This window comes from Enterococcus sp. CSURQ0835, assembly GCF_902706605.1.
Classification (GTDB): Bacteria; Bacillota; Bacilli; order Lactobacillales; family Enterococcaceae; genus Enterococcus_A.
The window spans coordinates 1-26,244 of the sequence record NZ_CACSLH010000037.1 but is presented as its reverse complement, the minus strand read 5'-3'; the positions used below and the strand labels follow the sequence as shown (position 1 = coordinate 26,244).

Genomic DNA, 26,244 nt, shown 5'->3' with positions numbered 1-26,244 from the left:
ACAGGAGTAAAAAACAAGCGAAAGTAGAGAGATTCTTTTAGAATCAGCGAGTAGAAGTGGTGCGGAAGGGAGACCTTTCAGAGGGCCTTTTAGGCCGTGGCCGGTAATAGAGGCTTTCAGCCGAAGAACAAACCACCCGTTCACACGGGTGGTTTTGATTCATTAAAAAATGAAAGTGTAGGGAAGTTGCTTTAAATCCTTTTTTCTAAGTTCGTTTATTTTTGCTTCAAGCCGGCGATCGTCAGGTCTTCAATGCTAGCGGCGGTGGTGTCAGCGGTGACTTTTGCTTTGAAGTTGACTGTGTCGCCTTCTTTGATGAAAATGGCAAAGGGACTATTGTTAGAATTGACACTGTAGACCGTGTTGTCATTTTCTAAAAGGAAAGAAACAGTTGTCTGATTGCCGCTTGGAATGAGGGCAACGCGCGAGACGACACCGCTTTTTTTCTTCAAGTTACTAGGATCAGTGCTTTTATTATTACTACCTTTAGTAGAAAGTTCGATTCGATATGCATCTAACGCACTTTGCGCGTTATCAGCGTCCACGACGATATCATTATCGACCGCGTTGACGTAGACATATTTTTTGAAAATTCCTTTTGCATCCATCAATGAAATGATCCAAGTTGGAACGCCATCAATATTATATAATACTGGCATCTCGGCTTTCCATTTCTTTTCAGGATAGATCTTAGAAGCGATCGAGATCGCACCATCACTATCCATCAGACCGATTTCTGGATCGCGATAGTAGGTTAGCTGACCTGTTCGCGCATCGATCAATGAATACCCGAGCGCTGAGTCTTGATCGTTATCGCCACTTGTGAAGTCGGTGAAATAATTCAATTGACCGCTCTTTGCTAATAGCGGCGTAATCTGTCCAGCTGCATAAATACCATTGTCAGTCGGAACTTTAACATCTTTTTTCGCACCGAACATCGTTTGATTCCACCAACCTTGACTGTAGCGGCCGAAAAATTCATTCATGCTATTGGCAGCAGCCGAAGTGATGGGAGCATCAACGAATTTTGGTGCTTTTGTACTATTGTAAAGTTTTACTTCACCAGTTTGTGCGTTTAAGACTGCGGTTTTAAATTCATTGTAATGCATTAGACCAGTCACACCATATTCTTGATATAGTGTTTGAACGTAATAAGGCACACCTTTTTCATCGATCTCTAAATTGATCTTACCGTAAGATGCATAACCGGGAAAAGCAGCGTAGATTTTACGTCCTGCGTCTTTACTAAAATAGGCAGAAGGCGTGAACTTTAATGGCTTTCGAACAAAGCGCGGTTGTGCGTTGATGTCGGTAGCACTGATGACAAAATAGCCAGGAACTTCGCCAAGTTTCAACCATTTCCAAAAGCCATTGTATTCAACTGTGGCTACGTAGACATAGTCACCGTCGACTTTTTGTGCGGTGATCCCGTCTAAGGTGAACATGTTGGAATTCGGAATGATCGAAAATTTTTGTAACATTTTACGTTTGGCCATGTCTGGTGCGATTGCGATCGGTGTTTCTTTAGTCGACGTTAACGATTCTGATTTGACTTTCGTTTTTGCCGGGATCGAATCATAGACATTGTCTAAAGAAGTGATCCGCGTGATGCCACTAAAAAGTGCTAAGGCTAACATGGCGAGGCCGACGACTAGTAAAACTTTCAGCCCTGAGAAATGACCACCTTTTTTCACCGGTTCGGCCGCTTTTCGTTTTCCTGTCAGTGTGCGATTTTGAAAGGCCTGTTTTAGCGTGTCCCGTGTGTTGACGGTGGAAGCAATTAGACTATAAAGTAGAGCAGCTAAAAAAGCGCCCAAAAGATTGATCCATAATGTGCTGGATAAATTTTTACTAGGTAAGTCAGTGTATAAAAAGATACCCAAGATGATTAGTTCAATGAAAGTTAAAACAATTGCGACTTTCTTATGACTTGCACGTGTTAAAAAAGTCAGGAACAGATTGACTGCGATGATCCCAATACCGAAGATCAAGGTCAATAAAATAAAATCAAGTAACACAAAAACACTCCCTTCTATTTAGTTTATTATTGACTAGATGTTATCAAATAGCAATCCATCTAGAAAATTAATTTCTGTTGGATCAGCTGCTAGTCAACTGGACTAAAAAAATTGTTGGAAAGCTGCAAGTCGCGAAACTTATTTTTTCAAAAGAGGTTTTACAGCTATTGAGTAAGAAAAAAGCAATGAGCAAGCGCTTTTTTAGCGGGTATCCGTTTGCTTTTTCTAACAATTCCGCTAAAATTAAAATGAAGAACTTTATTTTATGAAAGGAGGTCAACCTATGCAGACGAAAAAAGGCCGTAACTCCCTTTTGACGCTGTTGATTTTTTTAGTGATCTTAGGCTTTAATTTTTATCGCGATCGTCAGTCAGGTAGCAATCATTCGAATAACGATTCTAGAACTAGCCAAGTTACGAAACAAGCCCAAGAAGCTGATCAAGGGAAAACTATCACCGACTCTGGTAAGTCAGGTGAGAAACCTTACGATCAAAAGACGTATGATGAATTGGCACAGCTGGATTTCAAAAGCGGCGATTACGCAGTCAAGACGGTCAACCATAACCAAAGTACGGTGAACTTGAGTGAGTGGCAAACGAGTCATGCGGTTTATGGGAACTTGGATCAATTGAATCGAACGACTTTTGTGACTGCGTATATCGATAAAAGCAATTTAGGTAAATCAGAAGGTCGCGATCCTCAACGTTGGCAACCGACCGGATGGCATCAGAAATTTATCGACGGTCAACCGATTTACAATCGGGGACATTTATTAGCCTACACCTCAAGTTTCAATCTAGACATGGACGGCAATTTCAAACGTGGGGAACAAGGCTCAATTGACAATCCAAAAAATTTGGGAACCCAATCCGCTTTTTCAAATCAACAAGTTCAAACGACTTTTGAGACGGATGTTCGCAATGCTCAAAAATTAAACGGCAACAAAGTGATCTATCAAATCGTAACCGTGTTCCGTGGAGCTGAAAAAATGCCGCGCGGGTATTGGCTGCAAGCAAAAGACAGCAAAGACACATTGAATTTCAATGTTTATGAATTCAATGTTCAGCCTGGAGTGCAGTTTGATTACACGACTGGTGCTAGTAAAGTGGACCGGGGATTGAAGGTCAAGTGGAACAATCAGACGTATTAGAAAGTAGCGCGGATCGTTAGTTGAAATCGACGGAGCGATTGGTGTCACAGCATAAAAAATAGGGAGTCAGACATGTTCAGTGTCTGGCTCCCTATTTTAGTGGGTAGTTTTTATGATCGTTACCATTTCAAAGAGATAAAGTCGTTGCTTGTGCGGCCGCCAGTTCCGCTTTTAGTTCCGTTAAAATTTTCAAGCCCGCGCTCGTTCCGATCCGAGTTGCACCGGCTGTGATCATCGCTTTGAAAGTGGCCGCATCGCGAATTCCGCCCGCGGCTTTTACGCCAACAGTCGACCCAACGATTTGCTTCATCAACGTCACATCCGCAATCGTAGCGCCACTGGGACCAAAACCGGTCGATGTTTTAATGAAATCAGGGCGAATTTTTTTAGCGATTTGAGCTAATTGGATTTTTTCGGCCTCCGTTAAGTAGGCGTTTTCAAAAACAACTTTACACAATACGTTTGCTGCGTGACAAATAGTGACAAGATCTAGCATTTCTTTTTCGATATATTCCCAGTCATGTTGTTTAACGGCCGTCAAGTTAACCACATAATCGATTTCAGTTGCGCCATTTTTGATCGCATCACTAGTTTCGAAAACTTTAGCCGCAATCGTCGTTTGGCCTAGTGGAAAACTGATCGCAGCGCCTACATGAACCGAGGTAGTTTTTAATTCAGCAGCACATAAAGCAGTTTGGACTTGATTGACGGCGACCATTTTGAAGTGATGATCCCGAGCTTCTTGACAGAGTTGCTTGATCGCAGCGGGAGTGGCGTCTGGTTTTAAGTTGGTGTGGTCGATCAACTGAGCAAAATCAGTGAGTGAATAATTTGTCATAACTGAAACCTCCTTTCCTTCATTTTAGCATGAAAAAAGAATCACAAAAGTTATTTTCAGCTAGGAAAGCGCGGCGAGTTATGCTATATTTTGAGCGACAAATTAAAAATAGAAGGTGTATTCGATGGAAGAAACAAAAAAACGTTCTCACTTGTGGCTCAATGTCACTCTCTTTGGCTGCGTGTTAGTTTTGGGGTTGTTTTATGTTAAGTGGTTCCCCTATTTTCAAAAAGCTTTAACAGCTAGTTCCACACATTCGATTGGCACGGCGATCGTTGCCAATGTCGGGAAAAAATTGCCGATTTTTTCATTGTCAGCTGGTTTACAGTTTACGATCGTATATTTTAAAGCTGTGTGGAAAGCTGTCATCTTAGGATTATTAGTCGGTTCGCTAGTTCAAGTGTTGATCCCGACTCGTTGGATCAAAAAAGTTTTAGGTGGGAATCAATTTCGAAATTCCGTTTTGGCGATGTTATTTGGTATTCCTACCATGATGTGCACGTGCTGTACTGCGCCTGTCGCGGTTGGTTTGAAACGGTCACGAGCTTCAGTCAATAGTGTGGTAGCCTTTTTTCTAGCCAATCCGCTACTTAACCCAGCCACATTGATTTTTATGGGATTTGTTTTAGGTTGGAAATTCACTTTTTTCCGACTCGTTTTTGGCATCGTGACGGTGTTGACTGTTGCAACTGCTGTCGGGTATGTTACGACTAAAAAGTCAGTCAATGTACCTGATACAAAAGTCTTTGAGCCAATCGAAATCACGGATACGCCTTTAATGCAACGTTGGCTTAAAACAATGGGTCGCTTAGTCATCGAAAGTATCCCAGCTTATCTCGCAATCGTTTTTTTACTAGGAGCTTTTCAGGGATTGTTATTTCCAGCGATCAGTCATAGCAGTCAGGGACTACTGGTGATCGGATTATTCGCTCTTGTCGGAACCTTATTTGTTTTACCGACGGCCGGCGAGATCCCGATCATTCAAGTCTTATTGACATTGGGGCTAGGATTGGGCCCAGCTGCGGCTTTGTTGATTGCACTTCCTGCGGTTAGTATCGTGTCACTGAGTTTATTAAAACCAGTCTTTTCGTGGAAAGAACTGAGTGTGATCGCAGGTGGCGTCTTTTTGCTCGCAATCATTGCCGGGCTTAGTGGTAGTTTTTTGTTATAGCGTTTTAAAAGAGTGAGACAAAAAGTCGAGCTCTTTTTTTAGACGTTCCAGTTGGTTTTGGCAATTTAGGCCTAGCCTGCTATACTACTAAAAAAGAGGAGGAATTTTTTTCATGAATCTGCAAACGACTTTTTATGGTCAACCGCTAGCTAACTGTTTGATGAACGCGTCTGGCGTACACTGCATGACAAACACAGAGCTAGCAGAATTGGCCGCCTCACAAGCCGGTGCGGTGATTTCAAAAACGGCTACACTAACCGCTAGAGCAGGCAATCCTGAACCACGTTACGTTGATACATCACTTGGCAGCATCAATTCGATGGGACTGCCGAATCTTGGATTAGATTATTATTTAGATTACTGGGCAACGCGGACCGAACCGCTACAATTTTTATCCGTTGCTGGTATGAACTACACTGAAAATATCACCGCTTTGAAAAAGATCGAAGCCAGCGATTTTACTGGGATCACGGAGTTTAATTTATCTTGTCCCAATTTACCAGGCAAACCTCAGATCGCGTATGATTTTGAATTGACAAAAAAATTATTGACGGAAGTCTTTCAATTTTTCACTAAACCACTGGGTGTGAAATTACCACCGTACTTCGATCTGGCACACTTTGATCAAATGGCAGAAATTTTAAATCAATTTCCGTTAGTGTATGTCAATTCAATCAATAGTGTCGGGAATGGGCTTGTGATCGATCCAAAAACGGATGCTGTCGTGATCAAACCAAAAGCTGGTTTTGGCGGGATCGGAGGCGAGTATGTCAAACCAACGGCATTAGCTAATGTCCGAGCATTTTATACTCGCTTGAAACCTGAGATCAAAATCATCGGTACCGGAGGCGTTTTAACGGGCCAAGATGTGTTCGAGCATCTTTTATGTGGGGCATCACTTGTTCAAGTCGGTACGCAATTACATCAAGAAGGTCCCGAAGTTTTTGCGCGGCTAACAGCTGAACTGGCAGCGGTCATGGAACAAAAAGGTTACCAGTCCCTTGCAGACTTTCAAGGGAAGCTAAAAACGCTCTAAAGAAAAAGCTGTTCAGTCAAAAATTTGACAGAGCAGCTTTTACAGTTAACTCTAATTAGTCACGCGTCATAGAAAGGGGGAAGTAGGGTGAACGTCCAACAGTTGAAGTATGTTGCTGTGATCGCAAATAGCGGTAGTTTTCGTGAAGCCGCCAAAAAATTATACGTGACCCAACCTAGCTTATCTCACGCGATCAAAGAACTGGAAAACGAATTGGGGTTGACCTTATTTAACCGCACCAATAAAGGCATTACGCTCACTGAAGCAGGGGTTGAATTTTTAGGGTATACCGAAAATGTTTTAGCACAATTTGAACGAATCGAAAATCGGTATTTAGCGAATGAAGAAAGTAATCCGCATTTTTCCATCGCCAGCCAACACTATGATTTTTTGTCGATCGTCATGAGTCGGATCATTCGTCAGTTTCCAACTTATCGTGAGTTTCGATTGTTTGAGAGCACGACCTTGAATGTCATTCAAGATGTAGAAGAATATCGCAGTGAGCTGGGCTTGATCTTAATGAATGATGCCAATCAAAATAGTCTTGAGCGAATCTTTGAAGCTGGTGAACTAGTTTTTTCCGAGCTCATTACGTTCAACACTCACGTATTTATGCGAAAAGACCACCCATTAAATCAAAAAAAACGTTTAGAAAAAGCTGATCTCGTGGCTTACCCGCAAGTTCGGTTCACACAAGAGACTTCGAATTATACTTATTACGCGGAAGATTTAGTTGATTTTCCGGAGCTGCAGCAAGTCATTTCCACGAGTGATCGTGCGACGTTAAATGGGATTTTACTAGGGACGGATGCTTATGCGACAGGTTCAGGGATCGTGCGTGGGCCGGAAAATCATGGATTAGTTTTGCGGCCGTTACAAGGAGTCCCCCGCAATCGAATCGGCGTGATCCAACGAAAAAATCAGCCGTTGACTGCGATCGGAACTGAATTTTTAGCCGAACTGACGAAGTACTTAGCTACATTTAAATTTTGTGAGCCTTGATCAAGATCACCAGAACTAAGCTGCCTGTAGCGGGCGGCTTTTTTTATAGCTCAATTTTTAGTAAAGAGTGGTTGTGATAGACAAATGCAATCGCCACGATATTTTTTTTGAAATTGTTTTCATTGAAAACTGCTGTTATGCTTGCTCCAATCAAATTGATCAGTTGATCGCAAGGAGTGAACGAGATGAGACGATGTTGGCATTGAAACTGCATAAACGGGTCTTTAACTAGAAAGCGGGAAAGAAAATGAACAAAAAGATCGATCCAATTGATTTTATCGGCCAGACGCCGGTCGTAAAGTTAAAAAAAATCGTTTCAGATCAAGTAGCGGATGTCTACGTCAAATTAGAGTCATTCAATTTAGCAGGCAGCGTGAAAGATCGCGTTGCAAAAGCGATGATTTTGGAAGCAGAAGCAGCGGGGAAATTACAATCTGATACTGTGATCGTTGAAGCAACGAGTGGAAATACCGGTGTGGCGCTTGCTGCGATCGGCGCGCTCAAAGGTTATGAAGTGATCATCGCATTATCAGAAAGTGTTAGTCAAGAGCGCAAGCAATTGATTCGAGCGTATGGCGCGACGGTGATCGAAACACCTGCTGAAAAAGGCGTCCAAGGTTCCTTTGATGTTGTGGCGGAGTATTTAGCTAAAGGCCCTCGCTATTTTTCAGTCAGCCAGTTCACCAATCCGGCTAATCCGTTGATCCATGAACAGACGACGGGAGTGGAGATCAGTGATTTTTTTGCTGGAAAAGCACCCACTGTTTTTGTCGCTGGGATCGGTACTGGCGGAACGATCACTGGTGTAGGACATCATTTGAAAAAAATCGATCCCAAGACTAAAATCGTGGCGGTTGAACCAGAAGATTCTGCTGTTTTGACTGGTGGGACACCAGGTTCGCATATCATCCAAGGAATCGGTGCGGGTTTTATCCCTGAAGTCTTAGATCGTGCGTTATTAGATGAAGTTTACGATGTCAGTGGAGAAGCAGCTCGAAAAACCGCACAACGATTAGGTAAAGAAGAGGGGTTACTAGTTGGATTTTCTTCCGGAGCCGCTGTTTATGCAGCCATCAAAGAAGCCGAAAAATTAGCACCTGGGCAAAGTGTTTTAGCGATCGCACCGGATAATGGTGAGCGCTATTTATCCACGACATTATACGAAAAGGAGTAACCAATGATGAGTATCCCTGAAATTAAACGTAAAAATGATGCCGAGGTCAGCCAAAGCGGCTACTTCGTGCGACAGACGAATCAATTTATCCAAACATTTGGAGATGGGCCTGATCAATTGCCGATCGAAGCTAACAAGTACCGTTTGCTTTGGGCGCCTGTTTGCCCTTGGGCGCATCGGTCGGTGATCGTACGGTCTTTATTAGGACTAGAAGAGGTCATTAGCCTAGGAACTGCTGATCCGATTCGACCTAAACTAGATCATATCGATTGGGCGTTTACCTTAGACAAAGATGATATCGATCCAGTCTTAGGGATCCATTACATCGGGGAAGCCTATTTAAATGCTGATCCCACATATGATCGACGGCCAACGGTTCCCGCGTTAGTCGATATCGCGACAAAAAAAGTGGTGGAAAATGATTACCACAATTTAACTTATTATTTGGAACGTGATTGGAAAAAGTTTCATAAAGCTGGTGCACCGGATCTGTTTCCACCGGCCTTAGAGCAAGAGATCCGCGATTTGAATGATATTATTTTTCATGATGTCAACAACGGGGTTTATAAAGCGGGCTTTGCTAAATCTCAAGCGGCGTATGAAGCTGCTTATGATAAAGTTTTCGCGCGTTTTGATTGGTTAGAAGAGCGGCTAGCTCACCAGCGTTACTTGCATGGAAACCAAATGACCGATAGTGATATTCGTCTGTATACGACACTGGCTCGCTTTGATGTGGCTTATTACGGTGCCTTTCATGTAAATAAAAAACGTTTGATTGATTATCCTAATCTCTGGGCTTACGCGCGGGATCTATATCAAACGCCAGGCTTTGGTGATACGACAGATTTTACCGCCATCAAGAAACATTATTTCCAATCCTCTCACATTGATACAGCAGATGAAGTCACGAAGATCTTACCTAAAGGACCTGATACTAGCGGCTGGTTAGAACCGCATGGTCGAGCAGAAAAATTTAGTTAGAGGAGTGGAAAAAATGGAAGCTACAGTCACTTTTCAAACCGATGATACTGGAGTCGACTACCAGCAAGTCGCAACATTGTTATATCATTACGGTCTGACCGATATTTCACCTGAAAAGATCCAACAGGCTTTTAAAAATAGTTACGCCGTGATCTTTGTCAAAGATGTGTCAGGCCAAGTCGTCGGAGTGGGTCGAGCGATCTCAGATGGAGTCATTCAAGGGGCGATCTACAATATTGCATTGCAAGAAACGTTTCATCATCAAGGAATCGGCCGTGGGATCATCCAAGGATTACTAGACCAAATGCCTGAGATGATCGTGACCCTTTATACACATCCTAAAACGATTGATTATTATAAAAGTCTAGGCTTAGCACAATTAAAGACGGCGTTTGTCCGTTTTCGGCCACATGAGATTGATGAGATGATCCAAGAAAAATTTATTGATAGGATGTGACAAAATGAAAAAAACGCTCAAGTTCTTTTTTGTCGCGGTGACGCTACTAATTGCGGCAAGTTTCAGTCAGTCTGTTCAGGCGGCTGAAAAAACGGAAGTCAAGATCGCGACGGGCGCTTATCCGAAACCTTACGCGTACGAAGAAAATGGAAAATTAAAAGGCTTTGATATCGACTTAGCACGGGCAGTCTTTAAAAAATTACCCGCCTACCAAGTCACTTTTGAAAAAACTGAATTTCCCTCGATCTTAAGTGGAATTGATTCCGGTCGCTATCAAATGGGCGCAAATTCATTTGCTAAAGACAAAGCGCGTAGCAAAAAATATTTATTCTCGAAGCCCCTTTATCGAAACCCGATGGGATTGATGGTGCCAGAAAATTCCAGCATCAAAAAATTTAGCGATATCGCCGGCAAGACCACAAGTGGTGAGCCTGCTGTCAGTTATTCTGTTTTATTAGAAGATTACAACAAAACCCACCAGAAAAAACCCGTCAAGCTCACTTACACCGAAGAAGATATGGTCAAACAATTACGTAATGTCGAAAGTGGCAAATACGATTTCAAATTAGAATCGGCCATCATCGGACGCCAAGTGATCAAAGATAATGGGTTGAAATTAAAAACGATCGAAGTTCCGAAAAACGCCGTTAAAAGTCGTGCAGCTTATAGTTATTTTATTTTTGGTAAAGATGCTCAAGGGAAAAAACTCCAAAAACAAGTGGATCAAGTTTTAGGCGAACTGCAACAAAATGGCACGATAAAAAAACTTAGCCAGCAGTATTTTGGAGCAGATTACACAGTAAAGTAGGTGGAAGTGATGGATCAGATCTTTGATGTTAAAGCGGTTTTTTCCAGCATTCCGCAATTGCTGCGCTATTTTCCGGTCTCACTAGAGATCACTGTCGTCTCCATGGTGGTGGGACTGATGTTAGCTTTATTATTTGCGGTCGTCCGCTTGAAAAAAATCAAAGGCTTGAATCAAATACTGACCCTCTTTATTTCGTTTATCCGGGGTACACCGATCATCGTTCAATTGTATTTGACCTATAATGGTATCCCATTGCTGTTGAAATATATCAATTTGAAACAGCACACGAATTATTCTGTCAACACTGTACCACCATTGTTATTCGTTTTTTTGACTTTTGCCATCAATCAAGCGGCGTACAACTCAGAAACGATTCGAGCGGCCTTGAGTTCGGTTGATCGGTATCAGATCGAAGCGGCGGAATCATTGGGGATGACGTATTGGCAAGTGTTGCGGCGGATCATTATCCCGGAAGCTTTTACGGTTGCCTTGCCGCCATTGGGGAATGCGTTGATTGGATTATTACAAGGTACATCCCTCGCTTTTGTCGCTGGAGTCACTGAGATGACGGCGCAAGGGAAAATCATTTCAGGTGCGAATTTTCGTTACTTTGAAGTCTATTTAGCGTTGGCTCTGATTTACTGGGGAGCAACGATTGTAATCGAGTTGTTGATCAAATGGTTGGAAAAACATTTACAGATCACGGACCCGCGCGGTGCCCCGGAAAAACTCAATTTTTTGGTGAAAGGACGGTTGCCTCATGATCAAAGTCAATCAGTTGAGTAAAACGTTTGCTGATCAAATGGTGTTGCAGCAAGTGAGTGTTACGATCGAACCTGGGGATATCATCGCCTTGATCGGCTCATCCGGTGCTGGGAAGTCAACTTTTTTACGGTCATTGAATGCTTTAGAAACGGCAGATCAAGGGACGATCACTTTTTCTGATCTAGCGGTTGATTTTGCTTCGATCACGAAGGCAGAAAAATTAGCGCTCCGGCGTAAAACCGCGATGGTCTTTCAACAATTTGCTTTATTTGAGCGCAAGACAGCACTAGAAAATGTAATGGAAGGCTTAGTGGTAGTCAAAAAAATGCCCAAAGCGCAAGCCGCTAAACTTGCCAGCAATCATTTGGAACAGGTGGGACTTGCGACTCGTAAAAATTATTATCCGCGTCAATTATCTGGCGGTCAACAACAGCGGGTGGCCATCGCACGAGCTTTAGCGATGCAACCGGAATTGTTATTGCTAGATGAACCGACTAGCGCTCTTGATCCGGAGCTGGTAAATGAAGTACTTCAAACGATCCAGCAGGCTGCTAAAGCTGGTCAGACGATGGTGTTAGTCTCCCATGAGCTGGATTTTGTTCGAGAAGTGGCGACTAAAGTTTTATTTTTGGAACACGGCGAAATTTTAGAAAGTGGGATAGCACAAGAAATTTTTGAACGGCCTAAAAATGCGCGGACAAAACAATTTTTAGGCAAATTTGCTCGCACGCCAGAATTTATAATTTGAAAGGAAGTTGGCTGATGGCTGAATTGATCACTGAAACATTGCAAAAAGAACTTACGGCGATCCGCCACAAACTTCATCAACACCCTGAACTATCCGGTCATGAAGTGGAGACGACTCGTTTTTTGACTCAACAATTACGAGCTCACGGAATCAAAATCGTACCGACTGAACTTGCGACAGGCGTGATTGCTGAGATTGGAGATGCTACAAAAGGTCCTACGATCGCTTTACGGGCAGACATTGACGCGTTGCCGATCACCGAAGCGACTGGATTGCCATTTACTTCAAAAAAAACTGGTGTGATGCACGCGTGTGGTCACGACTTGCATCAGACTTCACTGTTAGGTGCGGCGTTTCTTTTACAAGAACAAGCGGCTGATTTGAATGGGTTAGTCCGACTGATTTTTCAACCGGCAGAAGAAACTCATCGTGGAGCGCAACAAGTGATCACAGCAGGTCAGTTAACAAATGTCGCTGCAATCATCGGCTACCACAATCATCCGAAATTAAAAGTCGGTCAAATCGGGTTGCGTCCTCATGGTATCATGGCTGGTGTGGACCAGTTTGCAGTGAAGATCACCGGAGTCGGCGCGCATGCGGCCACACCTCAGTCTGCGATCGATCCGATTGTCGCGACATCTGCAATCGTTCAAAATTTGCAGACGATCGTCTCTCGTAATTTTTCGCCGTTAAGTACAGGGGTTGTCAGCATCACCCACATCGAAAGTGGCAACACTTGGAATGTCTTACCAGCTACGGCATTTTTTGAAGGTACAATCCGGACGTTTTCTGATCACGATCGCGCGTTAGCTAAGCGGCGTTTTTATCAAATCGTGGAACAAACCGCTGCACTTTTTGGTGCCCAAGCTACAATTGAGTGGTTTGAAGGGCCAGCTGTTACAAACAATGATCCAGCGCTGACCCAAGTTGTCTGGGCTGAAAGTAAAACGTTTGCTGAAACGATCGAAGTCGAACCAGCGACGGCCGGCGAAGATTTTGCGACTTATCAACAAATCATCCCAGGAGTGTTCGCATTTATTGGGAGTAATGGAGCAAAAGAAGCCTCTGATTGGCACCATGATGATTTTATCGTTCGGGATGAGATGTTGCCGATCGCGGTTATGTACTACGTAAAAAATGCAATCCGCTTACTACACGAACTACCACGAAATTAAGTTTAAAAAACAAAAATGTTTCACATTTGCGTAACAAAACAGCTGTGTTCAAGATGGTACTTGCTTTATGAAGAAAGTGTGAAGAAATTAATTCTAAGAAAAAAGTAAAAAGTGTGGAAAACTTTTTTCCGCGTAAGCACGCAAAGAAGCCGCCAAAAACTTTGGCGGCTTCTTTGTTTAGGCTATTTTTACGTGCGTTGACGAAATTGAGCCAGGTACCGTTCAGCTTCTGACCGAGAAGTGAAACAATTATAATTTTTACTTGCTGCATAGGAAGTGACGATTGGTTTGAGTTGGGGCAAGATCGTCTGATGAAAGGCGACGATCCATTCGTAAAAATCAGGATCAAAAGTTTTTTCAATAAACGGAAAGTCCGGTCGTTTAGTCCCGATCCGAGCTTTCGCTCCAGCTAGACAAACGTCTAATGGATAATCTAAGAAAAAAATCGTATCACAAGCTTTTAAGCGAACTTCGAGGGTCCGAGAATAGTTGCCGTCTATGATCCAAGCAGGTTGATGTAACAGATTCGCTAACTGGGTATCAAATTCATCTTCAGTGATCGTTGTTTGATTGGCATTGTGCCAAAGTAGGTCTAAGTGATAAAGTGGCAACTCAGTCAAAGTTTGCAAACTGCGGGCAAAGGTGCTTTTACCAGCACCGGGGCTACCAAGTACGAGAACTTTTTCCATCGGGTCCTCCTTATTTGCGCTGAAGCGATCAATATTTTTTGCGACGGCTGCCGATTAAAGCTAAAATGAATGAGAGAGGAGTGGTGGCGGTGACATTTTATCGGTTAGATTATATTGAGGCCCAAAATGATTTACATAATTATATCAAGTACGGTGTGATCTTTGCAATCTTACTTTTTTTATTGGTCGTTTTTTCATTGTATCTGCGGCATCGACTCGAAATGAAATTCCGAGATTTGAGTATTTTATTGCTCTTATTATTGTTGTTTATGTTGGGCGTTCAATACACTGACTATACGCAAAATCAAAGTCAGTATGCACAATCGTCTCAAATGGAAGTTTTCATTAAAGCGATCGCCAAAGAATATGGCTTAAAACAGCAGGAAGTTCTGGTGAATTCGACGCAGCTGACTGATGGGATCATTGTCAAATTGAAACGTCATTATTATACGGTGACATTAAGTTCTGATCAGCAATCTTATCGGTTGTCTCGCACGCATCTGTTGACACCCGAAACCCGAAAATAAAAGGAGGCGAGCGACGTGGCGTTGTACAGCCCAATCATTATCAAACTAGCACTGGGGATCATTTGTATGATTTTCCAAATCAATATCACAGGTAAAGGCAACTTGGCTCCCGCTTCCGCACTGGATGCAGTCCAAAATTATGTCTTAGGGGGCATCATCGGCGGGATCATTTACAATGATCAGATCTCGGTATTGCAATTTTTATTGGTTTTAGTTATTTGGTCATTTCTCATGATGCTGGTCAAATTTTCCAAAGAGCACAATCGGTATGTTAAATTGCTGATTGACGGCAAACCCATCACGCTGATCCAAAATGGCAAAGTTGATGTCCAAACGTGTTTGCGGCAAGGGATCTCAGCCAATGAATTGATGTTTAAATTACGAACGGCAGGAATTTACGAAGTCGAAAAAGTAAAGCGAGCCGTCTTAGAACAAAATGGGCAGCTGACGATCATTGAGTTTGGGGCAGAAAATTTACGTTATCCGATCATTGTCGACGGCTTTGCCAACTATGATGTCTTGGAGCTGATCGGACAAAATAGTGAATGGCTGACTGAAGAAATCAAAAAGCAAGGCTATCATGCGATCTCGGAAATTTATTTAGGCGAGTATCTCTCAGGTCAATTGCGGTTGGATGGGTATGAAGAACAGAAAGAAGGAACAAAATGAAAGCAGCGTATATCAAACAAGTAGGCGGGGAAATTTTTTACGGAGACTTACCCGTACCAAAACTTGCGCCAAACGAGGTCCAGCTAAAAGTTGAGGCTTGTGCAGTCAATTACGTGGACACCTTTGTTAAAAGTGGTGGCTACCAAACAGAACTGACTTTCCCGTTTATTTTAGGCCGTGATGCAGTTGGGATTGTGGAACAAGTCGGAAGCAACGTGGAAAATTTTACAGTTGGGCAAAGAGTCTGGACGAATAGTATGGGACATGCTGGTCGAAATGGTGTGATCGCAGAGACGATCAATGTACCGCAAAACCGATTATTTGCAGCACCAGCTAAAGTCGATCCGATTTTCTTAGCGGCTTCGGTCCATTCAGCCGCCACCGCCGCAATTATTTTGCGACAAGTAATGAAGTTAAAACCGCAACAAACCCTCTTAGTAGAAGGCGCGGCTGGACATGTGGGCAGTAAATTAGTCGAGCTTGCCGCCACCATGGGCGCACGCGTTTTCACAACTGCTAATCCGCGCGACTTTGCCCGTTTGAAAAAGTTAGGGGCCGCGGCGTGCTATGATTATCATGGTGATTTGCTTCAGCAGCTACCTGCAACTGACTTTACTTGCGACCATGCCATCGATACGTCAGGTCGCGTCTCGTTGCAAACGAATTTAAAACTACTGGGGGAAAAGGGGACAGTTACTTTGATCACGGCCCCACCGGAAGATCGCTTCCAGTTTGCCGTACGTGACTTTTATACGCAAAGTCAAACGATTGCAGGTTTTGTCATCAGCCAGGCTAGTTTAACTGAGATTCAACAAGCTGGAATGGTGTTAAATGAACAGTTTGTAGCCGGCAGACTACTGGAAGAAAAGGCCAGTGTCCATTCCTTTGCAGAAACAAGTTGGGCCTATGAAAACATCGGCCAAGTGACAGAAAAAATCGTGTTAGTGCCGTGAGAGTTTAGTTAATTCTTGCTCGATCAAATCAGACGCGATTGAAAAAGCTTGGATTCGCCGATTAGCTAACGTGATTTGGGATTTATAGCGTTCAGGTTTTTCCTTTTTTTCGAAAGTTTTGATGGTCGCTTTTAATTTGTAGATCGTGGCGTCGATCTGTCGTTTAGCTTCCATCAATTCCTTTTTACTGTAAGACATGAAATCAGTCCCTTCTGTCATACTCTGAACTTTAATGGTAAAGGAAAAACCAGTGAAATTCAAATCTAACCATTAATTTTAGCTAGTAAAATGAGTTGCGTGTTATAATTAGCAAAAGGAGGTTTTTCAAATGGAAGAATCAGTTTTTTTCAATTTAGGAAATCTATTAGCCTCAAGTAAAGACGACAAGGAACTTATTCGGACCGCGCAGATCGAACATGATAAGCGCAAGGGACGGGAAAAATTGGTGATCGTGGAAGATCCGCAAAGTGGCGAGCAGCTATTGTTCAATTTTTCCGATGCTGAAACTCAGCCGACGGATAACAATCAATCGTATACAGTCAAAAAAGTGATCAAATAAAAAAGCCACCGCAGAAATTTTTCTGTGGTGGCTTTAGACTTTATATGATATGAAAGAGGAAAACGATCAGTGCGAGGACTCCCAGCGCAGTGACGATTGAAAATAGTCGGCGATCAGTTTGGCTGGTAAAAACCGGACGTTTGTAGACGTGGCTGTTCCATAACCAAAAGACCATCCCTAAAGCATAAATTCCGACACAATAGAGGAGACTCAACCAGCCAGAAGAATACAACATGTATAATCCATAAAGAACACCGCCAACTGCTAATAGTTGCTGAGCTTGTTTGCCACTTCGTTTTGCGACTTGCCATAAAAAGGCCGCCGACAAGATGTAAGGGATCAAGACCATCGTAGTGGCTGTATTTGTTACCGATTGAAATGCATCCCGGGCAAAAGTTGAAATGAGGTACACGATCTGCATCACTGCACCATTTAAGATCAAAGCATTAGCGGGCGCTTTATGTTGGTTTGCTTTGCCTAAAAAGGCTGGAAACATTTTATCGCGGGCAGCATCAAATGAAATCTCAGCAGCTAAGATCGTCCACGAGATCCAAGCACCTAACACGGAAATGATGACACCGATATTGATCATCGTAGCTGCCCAAGGACCGGCAGCGGCATTTAAAACGCCGCTTAACGACGGATTTGGTAATTTCATCAATTGTACTTGCGGCAAAGTACCAAAACTCAACATCACGATCAAAACATAAATCGCCAGTGTCACAGCATAACCGATCAATGTCGCGCGTCCCACATCATGGGCTTTTTTCGCCCGACCCGATAACACGACCGCGCCTTCGATCCCTACAAAGACCCACATCGTTTGCAACATGGCTTCACGAACTTGATGTGGAATCGAACCTAGCGCTTTGCCTCCGTGTCTGACATTTTCCGCGAACACATCTAATGAGAAGATACGGAATTTAAAATGGATAAAAAGTAAAAAGATCGCGAGAACGATCGGGACGACTTTGGCCATTGTAGCAATCGTATTTAATAAACTAGCTGTTCTGATCCCGCGCGCGACCAGTATCACGACGCCCCAGATCATAAATGTTCCTAGCACCATGCCGATTTTACCAGTTGAACCGCCGACTTGGGGGATGAATTTTGACAGAGCATCTAAAAATAAAATTACAAAGGAGACATTACCGATGATATTACTGAGCCAATAACCAAACGCTGAGTTAAAACCGACATAAGGACCAAAACCGTCCTTCGCATAATAATACACCCCACCAATAATCTCGGGCTTTTCACGCGATAGGGTCTGAAAGACTTTGGCGATGAAAAAGACGCCGACCCCAGTGATCAGCCAGGCGATCAAAGCAGCAATGACTCCAGCAGATTGTGAGATCCCAGTCGGCAAGTTAAAGACGCCACCGCCTAGCATTGAACCGATCACGATCATCGTCAAACCTAAAAGTCCCACTTCTTTCGTATTTTCAACGGGAGTGGGAGAATTTTTTTCCATGGAACGTTCCTCCTAAATAAAATAAAACCACAAACAAAAAGTTTAACTAAGTTTGTCGAAAATAGCAACTGTTCCCAAGTAATCTCCGGAATTTTGCCAAAATTTTTAAACTTATAACCTGCCTAGAAAACAAACTTCAAAATAAGAAATCCCCAACGAGATTCTAATGGAAAACAATTTGCTTTTCCCTTTAACTTGAAAAACGCGGGTGTTACAGTGGAATTGAAAATTAAGGGGGAGAGTTAAAGATGAAGAAGAGCAAGAATGAGCCGAAAGTCAAGACCGACGATGTGTTGATCGAACTGGTAGCCTTATTCATCCTCATTTCATTAACTTTTTACGCGGTTAAGACAGGGAGATTATTCTAAAATTTTAGCTGTATGTGTATCCAATGCGGGAGAGACCTTGATATACGGGTTTCTCTCCTTTTTATTTACGCTTGCTTGATAAGCTCTTTTTTCTTGAATATGCAGAAAGGGGCAAGGGTTTACAATTTCTCGAGATTACTCTTCATTTGTTCCCGCATATTTTGAGTAATGTGGATATGTCCGTTGTGTTAGTTAATCTTCAAAGTCCTTAAAGCCGACCCAGCAAATACTTCAGGGTAGCACCAGAATACTCTTGTGCTTTTTCAAGTATAGAGGTATAGGTCGATAAGATTGCTTCTAGTCGGAACTTAAAGACTGGAATAAAACGACTTTTGAATGATTCGATCCCCAGAGCTTCTAAGCTAGAGAAAACTATTTCAATTCGCTTGTGTCGTTTGTTTAATAAGAAGAAGCTTCGTAATTGGAAAATTCTGGATCAATTGAGATTGCAATAGAAATCATATTTTTTAATGATAATTGATCCCAAAGGACTACATTTGTTTTTCTAGCTAAATCTTTAGCGCTAGGAGTAAAAAAATTGTTAGTCAAAACGATTCTTTCATCTAATTTGAAGAATAGTGCCCCAGCAATAACTTCTTGAACAGCTTTATTTCCAACGGGGCTAGAGTAGCACTTGCACTGAATGCCGTATTTTAATCCATTCTTTTCAGCAAACACATCAATTCCCTGATCGTTAGAAGCTTGCGAAACTTGGATGTTTTCAAAACCAGAGAATTCGAGAAGTTTAGCAGTGTAATTCTCAAAAGCTATACCATCCATATTTTTTATTTTTTCTAATTCGAAATCTGTCAAAAGGTTATCGACGTATTCAATCTTTTTTTTAGATCGTTCAACTCGTTCAATAACAGTTTGATGTTCATTCTTCATTCTCTCAATATCAGACTGTAAATTTTGATAAATGAGTTGTTGGCTCTCGATATCATTTTGTAGAGTAGTTAGCGTAGCGGATAAGTTTTCTGATTGAGCAACTGCTTGTTGCAAATCAGCTGTTTTTTCGACCAAAATATTCTTCTCTTCTTCTTTACTTTTTAAAGTGGTTGATATTTTGTTGTTCTCAGTTGCTAACTTAGTTAACTTTTCTTCATTATTAGCAACTAAAACTTCCAGTGCAGCTTTCTTAGTGAGAAGGTCGTTCTTTTGCTGCTCTAGTTCTTCTAAAGTAACGTGTAATTTATACAATTTTTCTTTATCAACAGCTAGAAACTCTTTGGATTTGAAATATAAAGAGACAACCCCAAAGAGGGATATCGTGCCAACAATGGCTAAAGGCGTATTATTTGCAACACCAATTATAATAGTAAGCACGCTTAGTGCTGTGAAAAAAATTAAAGTAAATTTATTAAAAAAGGTCATACGATTACCTCCATTCTTCGATAACTGTTATGTTCTAATTGTATCAAAGAGCAGAGAAATGTTATTTTCAGAACACTTGTAATATCCTTCTATAGTACACAAGAAACCTTTCAAGTTGAGACGGTAGCCCTAAACATCTTAAAATTTCATATTTTGAAGTGTATTCCGTAAGGTTGTCCTTATTAATGTAAATAAGTAATCTTAATGCTAGTTCGTGGAGCATCACAAGTTGATGATAATATTGATCCCAATTTTCATTGATAATAATCGTATAATATCTTTTTTAGGTTTGACGGAGTACTTAACAAAAAAACTGTCCGCTATGTCTGATGGTCAACGTCAATGAGTTGCTTTAGGCCGTGCAATCATTCGGAATGCGAAAATTTGCTTAATGGATGAACCTTTATAAGTTATTTTCCAATAGTTCGCAACGCGCGTCGTAAGTCAGCATCCACCGCATAAAGATACAATCCTTTTTTTGGTCGTTTTAATAAGATATTGACAGAATTCATCACGATTTCCGCTTTAGCTTGTGCAAGATTTGGTAAATCACTTCGCTTTTTGAATGCCTCGTGATCTTCGTACTGGGTTGGATCAACATAGACTCGTTTCGTTTTAAGATCATATTTGATACTGGGTCCTAAGATCACTCCAGCAAAGTTCAAATCAAAACCTTGGATCGTATAAATAGAACCGACTTCATGCAAGGTCTCCGGTCGCTCTGCCCAAGGACGATCCGTGAAATTGATCTTATCCCAAGGCAATTTCAACTTGCCGGCAGTCACATACCAAGTTTTGCCATCTAAAACAGTGAACGGAAAATCTGCTGTTGCGATCAAACGAGCGAGACCGTATTTATGATCTTGCTGCTGGATCTTATGATATAAAGGCAGACCATCTTCAAAAATTTGAAATTCAAAATTCGGATCATTGGGTAATGGCAACAACTCACCAGCTGTGAAGTGATTGATCCACTTTGTCACCGCCGGACTTTCCACGCGGTACTGTTGATCTAGGTGAAAAAATTCAGCTGGGTAAGGCGCGATTAATTTTTTCAATTGTGATAAGGTCCAATAACTTTTTAATTTAATGACTTGCTGTGGGTCGAACACTAAAACGACGATCTTTGCACACTGCAATAACTCAAGTAGCTGATTGTGCCCTGTGAACCGATTAAACGGATCTGCTTTGTTTAGTAAAAGATGACCTTCATCAACAAAAACGATGTCAGCTGAGCTGGCATTTTTTTGTTGGTGATTGATAAAGGGAGTCGGCTTTTGAAAGTCCTTTTTGAAAAGCACAGGATTGTCACCGGCAATTTCTTGATAGATCTTCAACATCTCATTATGATTGACTAACAATTTATTCTGCGTTTTAAAAAAGATGGAGTCGGGCTCGTTCCGACTTTTTTGTTGCAACTTGGTAAATAGATCGTTTAAGACGACGCTTTTTCCTGAACCGGCATCACCTTCAATGATGAAAATACTACTAGTCGGCTGCTTGAGCTGGCGTTTCAAAAAATCGAATACGGCGGTCTCTAATTTTTTTTGACTAGCGGAAAGTTTGGTCAGTAGATAATTGGTTTGTTGAATTTGCATACGATCAGGCTCCTTTGCTTCACAGTATACAAAAATCGTGGTTGATTTTAAACCGTTAGCTGCTCTAACGCATGCATGACGGTCACGATTTTTTCTGGGGTGATCGCAACGGGTAATAAATGGATCGCTTCAGTTGGCGCGGGTGCCGTGGCTACAACTTGGGAATCAATTTATTTTAGTCAGCTGAGTAAATTAGCCGTTTTGATCAATTAAACGTGTTTTGAAAAATTTTCTGCTGAATTCAGTAAGGATAATTAAAAATAACAGAAAAGTCCAGTTGAGTTTTTTAGCAAAATCCAGCATAAAATGATAGTTATTTGAGTAATCGCTGAGAATATTTCCCAAAAAATGAACAAATTGTTATTTGTAACCGGATACAGACTTAGCTATACTTAAATTAGCAGGATTCTTCTTCCGCTATTTTACCGGACCTGAAATGTATGTTCATGATAAAAAAACGTTTTTCTAATAGCTCGCTAGCTAGAAAATCAACATGAAGCTTTCATTTTACAGTGACTTATCGAATAGGTTACGGTATAATATTTTGCTGAGGGGGTGAAATCAACTGCAGAGTTAGAAACAAAGAATAACGGCCGCGGATTATTTTTAAGAGAAAAAAGCTAGTTTTTTTACTCAGAAAAAAGACCGTAGTTATTTGCAGTCGAACCAAAACGTAATTTTGAGTTAGACCATATTTCTAATGGAACTGACAAGTGAAAGCTTGTTAAAAAAATAAGGAAGCAGGGATACAAACATGACAATTGATTGGCAAAAAGAAGTCGAAACACGCAAAGATGATTTGATGAAGGACTTATTCGAATTACTAAAGATCAATAGTATTCGTGACGTTGAACACGGAACAAAAGAAGAACCGCTAGGACCTGGTCCAGCGAATGCTTTACGTAAAGTGTTGGAATTTGGTGACCGTGATGGATTTGTGACAAAAAATGTCGAAAATGTAGCCGGCCATATCGAATTTGGTGACGCTGATGCTGAAGCACTTGGATTATTAGGTCACGTGGACGTCGTACCAGTTGATGATAACTGGGATACTGATCCATTTGAACCAGTCGTAAAAGACGGTAAATTATATGCACGTGGTTCAGCTGATGATAAAGGTCCTTCGATTGCAGCTTATTATGCAATGAAAATCATCAAAGAATTAGAATTACCGATCACTAAAAAAATCCGTTTCATCTTTGGAACAGACGAAGAGAGTGAATGGGTTGGGATCCACCGTTATATGGAAGTGGAAGAAATGCCTAAATTTGGTTTTTCACCAGATGCGAACTTCCCGATCATCAACGGCGAAAAAGGGATTCTTTCTTATGAAGTAACTTTTGCTGATAAAAAAGGTGCTGAAGCTGGTGATTTCGATCTTGAAAGCTTCAAAGCTGGTTTGCGGACCAACATGGTGCCAGGCGATGCCAAGGCCGTCTTAAAAGTCAACAATGAATCAGCGGTAGCGGCTATGAAAGCTGCCTTTGAAAAATTTGTTGCCGACAAAGAATTAAAAGGCGAATTTGAAGAAAACGCTGGTCAAGTAACATTAACGACTTTCGGGAAAGCTGCTCACGCGCAAGAACCTAAATTCGGAGTCAACGCAGCGACTTTCTTAGCTGAATTCTTAGTAGATTACAAACTTGATGGCAACGGTGCGCATTACATCGACACGATCCATCAATACATGCATTTAGATTACAATGGTAAAAAACTAAATGCATATACAAAACACGATGTGATGGGGGAAACGACTTCTTCAGCGAACTTGTTTGATTACACGCAAGCAGGGGACAAAAAGATCACGTTGAACGTTCGTCATCCAGAAGGAATCACTAAAGACGAAATCTTAGCCAACATGAAAGATGTGTTAAAAGGCGAAGATGTTGAGATCCAAATCATTGGCGACGTGAAAACACCACATTATGTTCCAGGCGACGATCCATTAGTGAAAACATTGATCGATGTTTACGAAGAACATACTGGTGAAAAAGGCGGCGAACAATCAATCGGTGGTGGGACTTACGGTCGAATCTTAGAACGCGGTGTCGCATATGGCGCCATGTTCCCAGGTGAAGAAAATGTGATGCACCAACCAAATGAATTTATGCCAGTCGACAGTTTATTAAAAGCAACTGCGATCTATGCAGATGCCATTTACCGTTTAGTTAAATAAGTAGTTTGAAAACGGGTTACGAAAATCCGGTCTTCAAGGGTTTTTGTAGCCCGTTATTTTGTAGTGAAAATAGAAGGCAGGAAAGGAATTTCGTACGATGAAAAAATTGTCGAAAGACGCTTTTGGTGGTGTCGCGGGGAAAGATTACGTCCCTTATATAGAAGACAAACCGAAAAAATCAGGTTCAGGAATTATTTTAGTTTTAGGGATCATTTTAGCAGCTGTGTTCGCAGCTTCAACTGCATATTCTGGGATGAAAGCCGGATTGACCGTTGCAGCTGGGATTCCCGGTGCCATCATTGGTTCTGGATTAGTAGCACTTTTTGTTAAACCAAAAACGATTTTAGGAAAAAACTTATTGCAGTTGATGTCAAGTGGTGGGGAATCGGTTGCCAGTGGGATGATCTTCGTTTTACCAGCCGTGATCTTAGTCGGTGGTAAGATCAATTTCTTCCAAGGCGTCGCTCTTGGTGTTGGTGCTGTTTTACTTGGTGTCGGGGTATTTTCTTTAGTTCAAGATTATATGTTGATCGAAGAACATGGCAAATTGGTTTATCCTGAAGCGATGGCAATCTCAGAAACATTGGTTGCTTCTGATACCGGTGGCGATTCATTGAAATATATGGGGATCGGCTTTGGTATCGGTGGGATCATCACTGTGTTGACCGGTTCTGTTCTAGGGATCATGAACAATGTAATTAGTTATGTCAATGAAAGTTTTTACAAATGGAAATTTGAAACTGAAGTGAACCCATTGTTAGCCGGGATCGGCTTTATCGTTGGGATGGATGTTTCACTTTTGATGTTTGCCGGTTCGATCTTAGCAAACTTCGCAATCGCACCATTACTAGGTTACTTCATGGGACTAGCTGGTTCAGGCGCTCATGTGTGGGACAATGCTAGCATGTTATTGAGCCAATCTGACTTTTCAGTGATCTCAGGCTCTTATGTGAAATACATCGGAGCTGGGATGATGATCTCTGGCGGTTTGATCGGAGCACTTAAATTGATCCCAACGATTGTTTCTTCGATTTCTGCTACGATGCGGGGTCGTAAAGAAGGTAACGCTGGTGAAGGTGGCGGCGGAATGTTGCCGTTACTGATCGGCGCTATCGTTGCAATCGTAATGGGCTTTGTGATCACTGGTAGTATCGCAATGGCATTAGTCGGCGGTATCTTGTCAATCATCTTAAGTTTATTGTTTGTCATCGTAGCTGGTCGTTTGACTGGTACGATCGGGACATCAAACTTACCTGTTTCTGGGATGACAATCGCTTCAATGGTTATCTTGACGTTAGTCTTTGTTATGATGGGTTGGACGTCTAAAGAAAATACGCAACAGTTATTACTGTTTGGTACGTTCATCGTCCTTGCGATCTCAGTCGCCGGTGGTTATTCACAATCACAAAAAGTGACGTTTGTCATGGGTGGTAACTTTAATGAAGGTCGTCGTTACTTTATCATTTCAAATATCGTCGGTGTTGTGATCGTAACTGGTGTGATGATCTTGTTAGCACCACAACTTGCGATTACTGGTTCTAACCCTCCATTTGGTTTGCCACAAGCCAACTTGATGGCAACTTTGACTTCAGGGATCATGTCAGGTTCATTACCTTGGCACATGGTGATTGCTGGGATTGTGATGGGGATCGTTTTACAATTACAAGGCGTTTCGATCATGACCTTTGCGATCGGGTTCTACTTACCGATCTCAACGACTTCAATCATTTTAGTCGGAGCTTTGATCCGAGTATTCATTGAATACATGAATAAAAAAGAAACTCCTGAAGTTGGAGAAGAACGGATCACGATGGGCGTCAGCTTGTCATCTGGTTTGATCGCCGGTGGTTCAATCATCGGGTTGATCGGAATCATCTTGCAAGTAACCGGCGTTGTAACGCCAGGTTCGCCAACTGGTTTCCTAGGTGGCAACGGAGCTGCATGGTTATTACTTGTCATCTTGATCATTGCGATCATCGTACCACTTTTAAGTGTAAAGAAAGTGAAACACAATGACGCGTAAGCAAGCTACAAATGCTGAAACTGAAAAATTACTTCAACGAGTTTATCATTTAGTACCTGGGTTAAACTATGAAGTCCGCAATGGAATCGTTTTTGTGATCAAAGACCAAGATGCTTGGATCCAACGAGCATTACGTAAACTTCATGTGAAGATCCCAAAAACTTCTGAAATGGAATTAGATCGCTACGGGAGTTTTATCCTACAACAGATCGACGGTAAAAAGACTGTTAAAGAGATCGGTGATTTATTAGGAGCGCAATACGAGGAAGCAAATAATCAATTGTATGATCGCTTATTGCTCTACCTGAACCATTTGGAAAAAAATGAAAAGTATATCGAGTGGAAGTAATAAAAAAGCCGCATCCAATTTTTTGGATGCGGCTTTCAGACTGTAGACAAAAGATTCATAGAAGGTGTAGAAATCCAATTTCTACGCCTTTTTTGTACACTCTACTATATGTAAGTTCAAAAAAAGCCAAAAAAATAAAGGCCTACTGCCTTTTGTATAACC

The 26,244-nt window shown here is 41.8% G+C and carries 26 protein-coding genes and 1 pseudogene; 20 read left to right on the top strand and 7 right to left on the bottom strand.

Annotated features, from left to right (window positions below; all coding sequences use genetic code 11):
* Positions 1-215 precede the first annotated feature (215 nt).
* The gene (locus tag GVJ38_RS14215) at positions 216-2,018 is read right to left on the bottom strand and encodes a DNA-binding protein (RefSeq protein WP_200849507.1); all 1,803 of its coding nucleotides are present in this window, start codon (positions 2,016-2,018) and stop codon (positions 216-218) included.
* Between the two features lie 283 nt (positions 2,019-2,301).
* Between GVJ38_RS14215 and GVJ38_RS12495 the strand changes: the two genes are divergently transcribed.
* Positions 2,302-3,168, top strand: a complete 867-nt coding sequence (locus GVJ38_RS12495; protein WP_159723486.1) for a DNA/RNA non-specific endonuclease — start codon at positions 2,302-2,304, stop codon at positions 3,166-3,168.
* A 127-nt stretch (positions 3,169-3,295) separates the two neighbouring features.
* On the opposite strand, the gene deoC is transcribed toward GVJ38_RS12495, so the two are convergent.
* The gene (deoC, locus tag GVJ38_RS12490) at positions 3,296-4,006 is read right to left on the bottom strand and encodes a deoxyribose-phosphate aldolase (RefSeq protein ID WP_159723485.1); all 711 of its coding nucleotides are present in this window, start codon (positions 4,004-4,006) and stop codon (positions 3,296-3,298) included.
* 124 nt (positions 4,007-4,130) lie between these two features.
* On the opposite strand from deoC, the gene GVJ38_RS12485 reads away from it, so the two are divergent.
* The 10 genes from GVJ38_RS12485 (at position 4,131) to GVJ38_RS12440 (ending at position 13,323) form a co-directional block, all read left to right on the top strand.
* Positions 4,131-5,177, top strand: coding sequence for a permease (locus tag GVJ38_RS12485; RefSeq protein ID WP_159723484.1), 1,047 nt, complete (start codon positions 4,131-4,133; stop codon positions 5,175-5,177).
* Positions 5,178-5,289: 112 nt separating this feature from the next.
* A complete protein-coding gene (locus GVJ38_RS12480) occupies positions 5,290-6,213 on the top strand; it encodes a dihydroorotate oxidase (RefSeq protein ID WP_159723483.1) in 924 nt (307 codons plus the stop codon).
* Positions 6,214-6,300: 87 nt separating this feature from the next.
* Positions 6,301-7,215, top strand: coding sequence for a LysR family transcriptional regulator (locus GVJ38_RS12475; protein ID WP_159723482.1), 915 nt, complete (start codon positions 6,301-6,303; stop codon positions 7,213-7,215).
* Positions 7,216-7,462: 247 nt separating this feature from the next.
* A complete protein-coding gene (gene cysK / locus GVJ38_RS12470) occupies positions 7,463-8,389 on the top strand; it encodes a cysteine synthase A (protein ID WP_159723481.1) in 927 nt (308 codons plus the stop codon).
* 6 nt (positions 8,390-8,395) lie between these two features.
* A complete protein-coding gene (locus tag GVJ38_RS12465; RefSeq protein WP_159723480.1) occupies positions 8,396-9,370 on the top strand; it encodes a glutathione S-transferase family protein in 975 nt (324 codons plus the stop codon).
* Between the two features lie 13 nt (positions 9,371-9,383).
* Positions 9,384-9,827, top strand: a complete 444-nt coding sequence (locus GVJ38_RS12460; RefSeq protein ID WP_159723479.1) for a GNAT family N-acetyltransferase — start codon at positions 9,384-9,386, stop codon at positions 9,825-9,827.
* A gap of 4 nt (positions 9,828-9,831) precedes the next feature.
* Positions 9,832-10,635 carry a transporter substrate-binding domain-containing protein gene (locus GVJ38_RS12455; protein ID WP_159723478.1) on the top strand — a complete coding sequence of 268 codons (804 nt, stop codon included), beginning with the start codon at positions 9,832-9,834 and terminating at the stop codon, positions 10,633-10,635.
* A gap of 9 nt (positions 10,636-10,644) precedes the next feature.
* The gene (locus GVJ38_RS12450) at positions 10,645-11,421 is read left to right on the top strand and encodes an amino acid ABC transporter permease (protein WP_159723477.1); all 777 of its coding nucleotides are present in this window, start codon (positions 10,645-10,647) and stop codon (positions 11,419-11,421) included.
* Complete coding sequence (locus GVJ38_RS12445) at positions 11,396-12,148, top strand: amino acid ABC transporter ATP-binding protein (protein ID WP_159723476.1); 753 nt, start codon at positions 11,396-11,398, stop codon at positions 12,146-12,148. Before GVJ38_RS12450 ends, GVJ38_RS12445 begins: the two co-directional genes overlap by 26 nt.
* A gap of 26 nt (positions 12,149-12,174) precedes the next feature.
* On the top strand, positions 12,175-13,323 hold the full coding sequence (locus GVJ38_RS12440) for an amidohydrolase (protein WP_200849508.1): 1,149 nt from the start codon (positions 12,175-12,177) through the stop codon (positions 13,321-13,323).
* 188 nt (positions 13,324-13,511) lie between these two features.
* On the opposite strand, the gene GVJ38_RS12435 is transcribed toward GVJ38_RS12440, so the two are convergent.
* Positions 13,512-14,012: an adenylate kinase gene (locus GVJ38_RS12435; RefSeq protein ID WP_159723474.1), complete on the bottom strand. Its 501-nt coding sequence runs from the start codon at positions 14,010-14,012 to the stop codon at positions 13,512-13,514.
* Positions 14,013-14,101: 89 nt separating this feature from the next.
* On the opposite strand from GVJ38_RS12435, the gene GVJ38_RS12430 reads away from it, so the two are divergent.
* From GVJ38_RS12430 to GVJ38_RS12420, 3 genes are read left to right on the top strand one after another with little or no spacing between them, the layout of a single operon-like run.
* Positions 14,102-14,539, top strand: coding sequence for a DUF3290 domain-containing protein (locus GVJ38_RS12430; RefSeq protein ID WP_159723473.1), 438 nt, complete (start codon positions 14,102-14,104; stop codon positions 14,537-14,539).
* Between the two features lie 15 nt (positions 14,540-14,554).
* On the top strand, positions 14,555-15,208 hold the full coding sequence (locus tag GVJ38_RS12425) for a DUF421 domain-containing protein (RefSeq protein WP_159723472.1): 654 nt from the start codon (positions 14,555-14,557) through the stop codon (positions 15,206-15,208).
* Positions 15,205-16,161 carry an alcohol dehydrogenase catalytic domain-containing protein gene (locus tag GVJ38_RS12420; protein ID WP_159723471.1) on the top strand — a complete coding sequence of 319 codons (957 nt, stop codon included), beginning with the start codon at positions 15,205-15,207 and terminating at the stop codon, positions 16,159-16,161. The genes GVJ38_RS12425 and GVJ38_RS12420 overlap by 4 nt, the downstream gene beginning before the upstream one ends.
* Here GVJ38_RS12420 and GVJ38_RS12415 read toward each other — a convergent pair.
* The gene (locus GVJ38_RS12415) at positions 16,150-16,359 is read right to left on the bottom strand and encodes a hypothetical protein (RefSeq protein ID WP_159723470.1); all 210 of its coding nucleotides are present in this window, start codon (positions 16,357-16,359) and stop codon (positions 16,150-16,152) included. The two genes, GVJ38_RS12420 and GVJ38_RS12415, sit on opposite strands and share 12 nt — an antisense overlap.
* Positions 16,360-16,489: 130 nt before the next feature.
* On the opposite strand from GVJ38_RS12415, the gene GVJ38_RS12410 reads away from it, so the two are divergent.
* Entirely contained in the window at positions 16,490-16,720 is a 231-nt protein-coding gene (locus tag GVJ38_RS12410) for a hypothetical protein (protein ID WP_159723469.1), read from the top strand.
* 40 nt (positions 16,721-16,760) lie between these two features.
* Here GVJ38_RS12410 and GVJ38_RS12405 read toward each other — a convergent pair whose 3' ends face one another.
* Positions 16,761-18,194, bottom strand: a complete 1,434-nt coding sequence (locus GVJ38_RS12405) for a basic amino acid/polyamine antiporter (protein WP_159723468.1) — start codon at positions 18,192-18,194, stop codon at positions 16,761-16,763.
* Between the two features lie 767 nt (positions 18,195-18,961).
* On the bottom strand, positions 18,962-19,936 hold the full coding sequence (locus GVJ38_RS14500) for a restriction endonuclease (protein ID WP_159723467.1): 975 nt from the start codon (positions 19,934-19,936) through the stop codon (positions 18,962-18,964).
* 283 nt (positions 19,937-20,219) lie between these two features.
* On the opposite strand from GVJ38_RS14500, the pseudogene GVJ38_RS14435 reads away from it, so the two are divergent.
* Positions 20,220-20,342 (top strand): annotated as a pseudogene (locus GVJ38_RS14435) (ATP-binding cassette domain-containing protein); the annotation flags it as partial.
* 4 nt (positions 20,343-20,346) lie between these two features.
* On the opposite strand, the gene GVJ38_RS12395 reads toward GVJ38_RS14435, so the two are convergent.
* Positions 20,347-21,534 (bottom strand): DUF2075 domain-containing protein, encoded by a 1,188-nt coding sequence (locus tag GVJ38_RS12395; RefSeq protein ID WP_159723466.1) that lies wholly within the window; start codon positions 21,532-21,534, stop codon positions 20,347-20,349.
* 75 nt (positions 21,535-21,609) lie between these two features.
* Between GVJ38_RS12395 and GVJ38_RS12390 the strand changes: the two genes are divergently transcribed.
* The 4 genes from GVJ38_RS12390 (at position 21,610) to GVJ38_RS12375 (ending at position 26,082) form a co-directional block, all read left to right on the top strand.
* A complete protein-coding gene (locus GVJ38_RS12390) occupies positions 21,610-21,747 on the top strand; it encodes a hypothetical protein (RefSeq protein WP_159723465.1) in 138 nt (45 codons plus the stop codon).
* A gap of 541 nt (positions 21,748-22,288) precedes the next feature.
* The gene (gene pepV, locus GVJ38_RS12385) at positions 22,289-23,710 is read left to right on the top strand and encodes a dipeptidase PepV (RefSeq protein ID WP_159723464.1); all 1,422 of its coding nucleotides are present in this window, start codon (positions 22,289-22,291) and stop codon (positions 23,708-23,710) included.
* Between the two features lie 97 nt (positions 23,711-23,807).
* Entirely contained in the window at positions 23,808-25,733 is a 1,926-nt protein-coding gene (locus GVJ38_RS12380) for an OPT/YSL family transporter (protein ID WP_159723463.1), read from the top strand.
* Positions 25,723-26,082, top strand: coding sequence for a PqqD family protein (locus tag GVJ38_RS12375; RefSeq protein ID WP_159723462.1), 360 nt, complete (start codon positions 25,723-25,725; stop codon positions 26,080-26,082). Before GVJ38_RS12380 ends, GVJ38_RS12375 begins: the two co-directional genes overlap by 11 nt.
* Positions 26,083-26,244: the final 162 nt, after the last annotated feature.

Coding starts and splice junctions, on each gene's coding strand:
- GVJ38_RS14500 (WP_159723467.1), bottom strand. CDS start 19,936: ATGACCTTTTTTAATAAATTTACTTTAATTTTTTTCACAGCACTAAGC.
- GVJ38_RS12445 (WP_159723476.1), top strand. CDS start 11,396: ATGATCAAAGTCAATCAGTTGAGTAAAACGTTTGCTGATCAAATGGTG.
- GVJ38_RS12410 (WP_159723469.1), top strand. CDS start 16,490: ATGGAAGAATCAGTTTTTTTCAATTTAGGAAATCTATTAGCCTCAAGT.
- GVJ38_RS12420 (WP_159723471.1), top strand. CDS start 15,205: ATGAAAGCAGCGTATATCAAACAAGTAGGCGGGGAAATTTTTTACGGA.
- GVJ38_RS12380 (WP_159723463.1), top strand. CDS start 23,808: ATGAAAAAATTGTCGAAAGACGCTTTTGGTGGTGTCGCGGGGAAAGAT.
- GVJ38_RS12495 (WP_159723486.1), top strand. CDS start 2,302: ATGCAGACGAAAAAAGGCCGTAACTCCCTTTTGACGCTGTTGATTTTT.
- GVJ38_RS12485 (WP_159723484.1), top strand. CDS start 4,131: ATGGAAGAAACAAAAAAACGTTCTCACTTGTGGCTCAATGTCACTCTC.
- GVJ38_RS12390 (WP_159723465.1), top strand. CDS start 21,610: ATGACGGTCACGATTTTTTCTGGGGTGATCGCAACGGGTAATAAATGG.
- GVJ38_RS12465 (WP_159723480.1), top strand. CDS start 8,396: ATGAGTATCCCTGAAATTAAACGTAAAAATGATGCCGAGGTCAGCCAA.
- GVJ38_RS12405 (WP_159723468.1), bottom strand. CDS start 18,194: ATGGAAAAAAATTCTCCCACTCCCGTTGAAAATACGAAAGAAGTGGGA.
- cysK (WP_159723481.1), top strand. CDS start 7,463: ATGAACAAAAAGATCGATCCAATTGATTTTATCGGCCAGACGCCGGTC.
- GVJ38_RS12415 (WP_159723470.1), bottom strand. CDS start 16,359: ATGTCTTACAGTAAAAAGGAATTGATGGAAGCTAAACGACAGATCGAC.
- GVJ38_RS12395 (WP_159723466.1), bottom strand. CDS start 21,534: ATGCAAATTCAACAAACCAATTATCTACTGACCAAACTTTCCGCTAGT.
- GVJ38_RS12450 (WP_159723477.1), top strand. CDS start 10,645: ATGGATCAGATCTTTGATGTTAAAGCGGTTTTTTCCAGCATTCCGCAA.
- pepV (WP_159723464.1), top strand. CDS start 22,289: ATGACAATTGATTGGCAAAAAGAAGTCGAAACACGCAAAGATGATTTG.
- GVJ38_RS12375 (WP_159723462.1), top strand. CDS start 25,723: ATGACGCGTAAGCAAGCTACAAATGCTGAAACTGAAAAATTACTTCAA.
- deoC (WP_159723485.1), bottom strand. CDS start 4,006: ATGACAAATTATTCACTCACTGATTTTGCTCAGTTGATCGACCACACC.
- GVJ38_RS12460 (WP_159723479.1), top strand. CDS start 9,384: ATGGAAGCTACAGTCACTTTTCAAACCGATGATACTGGAGTCGACTAC.
- GVJ38_RS12435 (WP_159723474.1), bottom strand. CDS start 14,012: ATGGAAAAAGTTCTCGTACTTGGTAGCCCCGGTGCTGGTAAAAGCACC.
- GVJ38_RS12480 (WP_159723483.1), top strand. CDS start 5,290: ATGAATCTGCAAACGACTTTTTATGGTCAACCGCTAGCTAACTGTTTG.
- GVJ38_RS12455 (WP_159723478.1), top strand. CDS start 9,832: ATGAAAAAAACGCTCAAGTTCTTTTTTGTCGCGGTGACGCTACTAATT.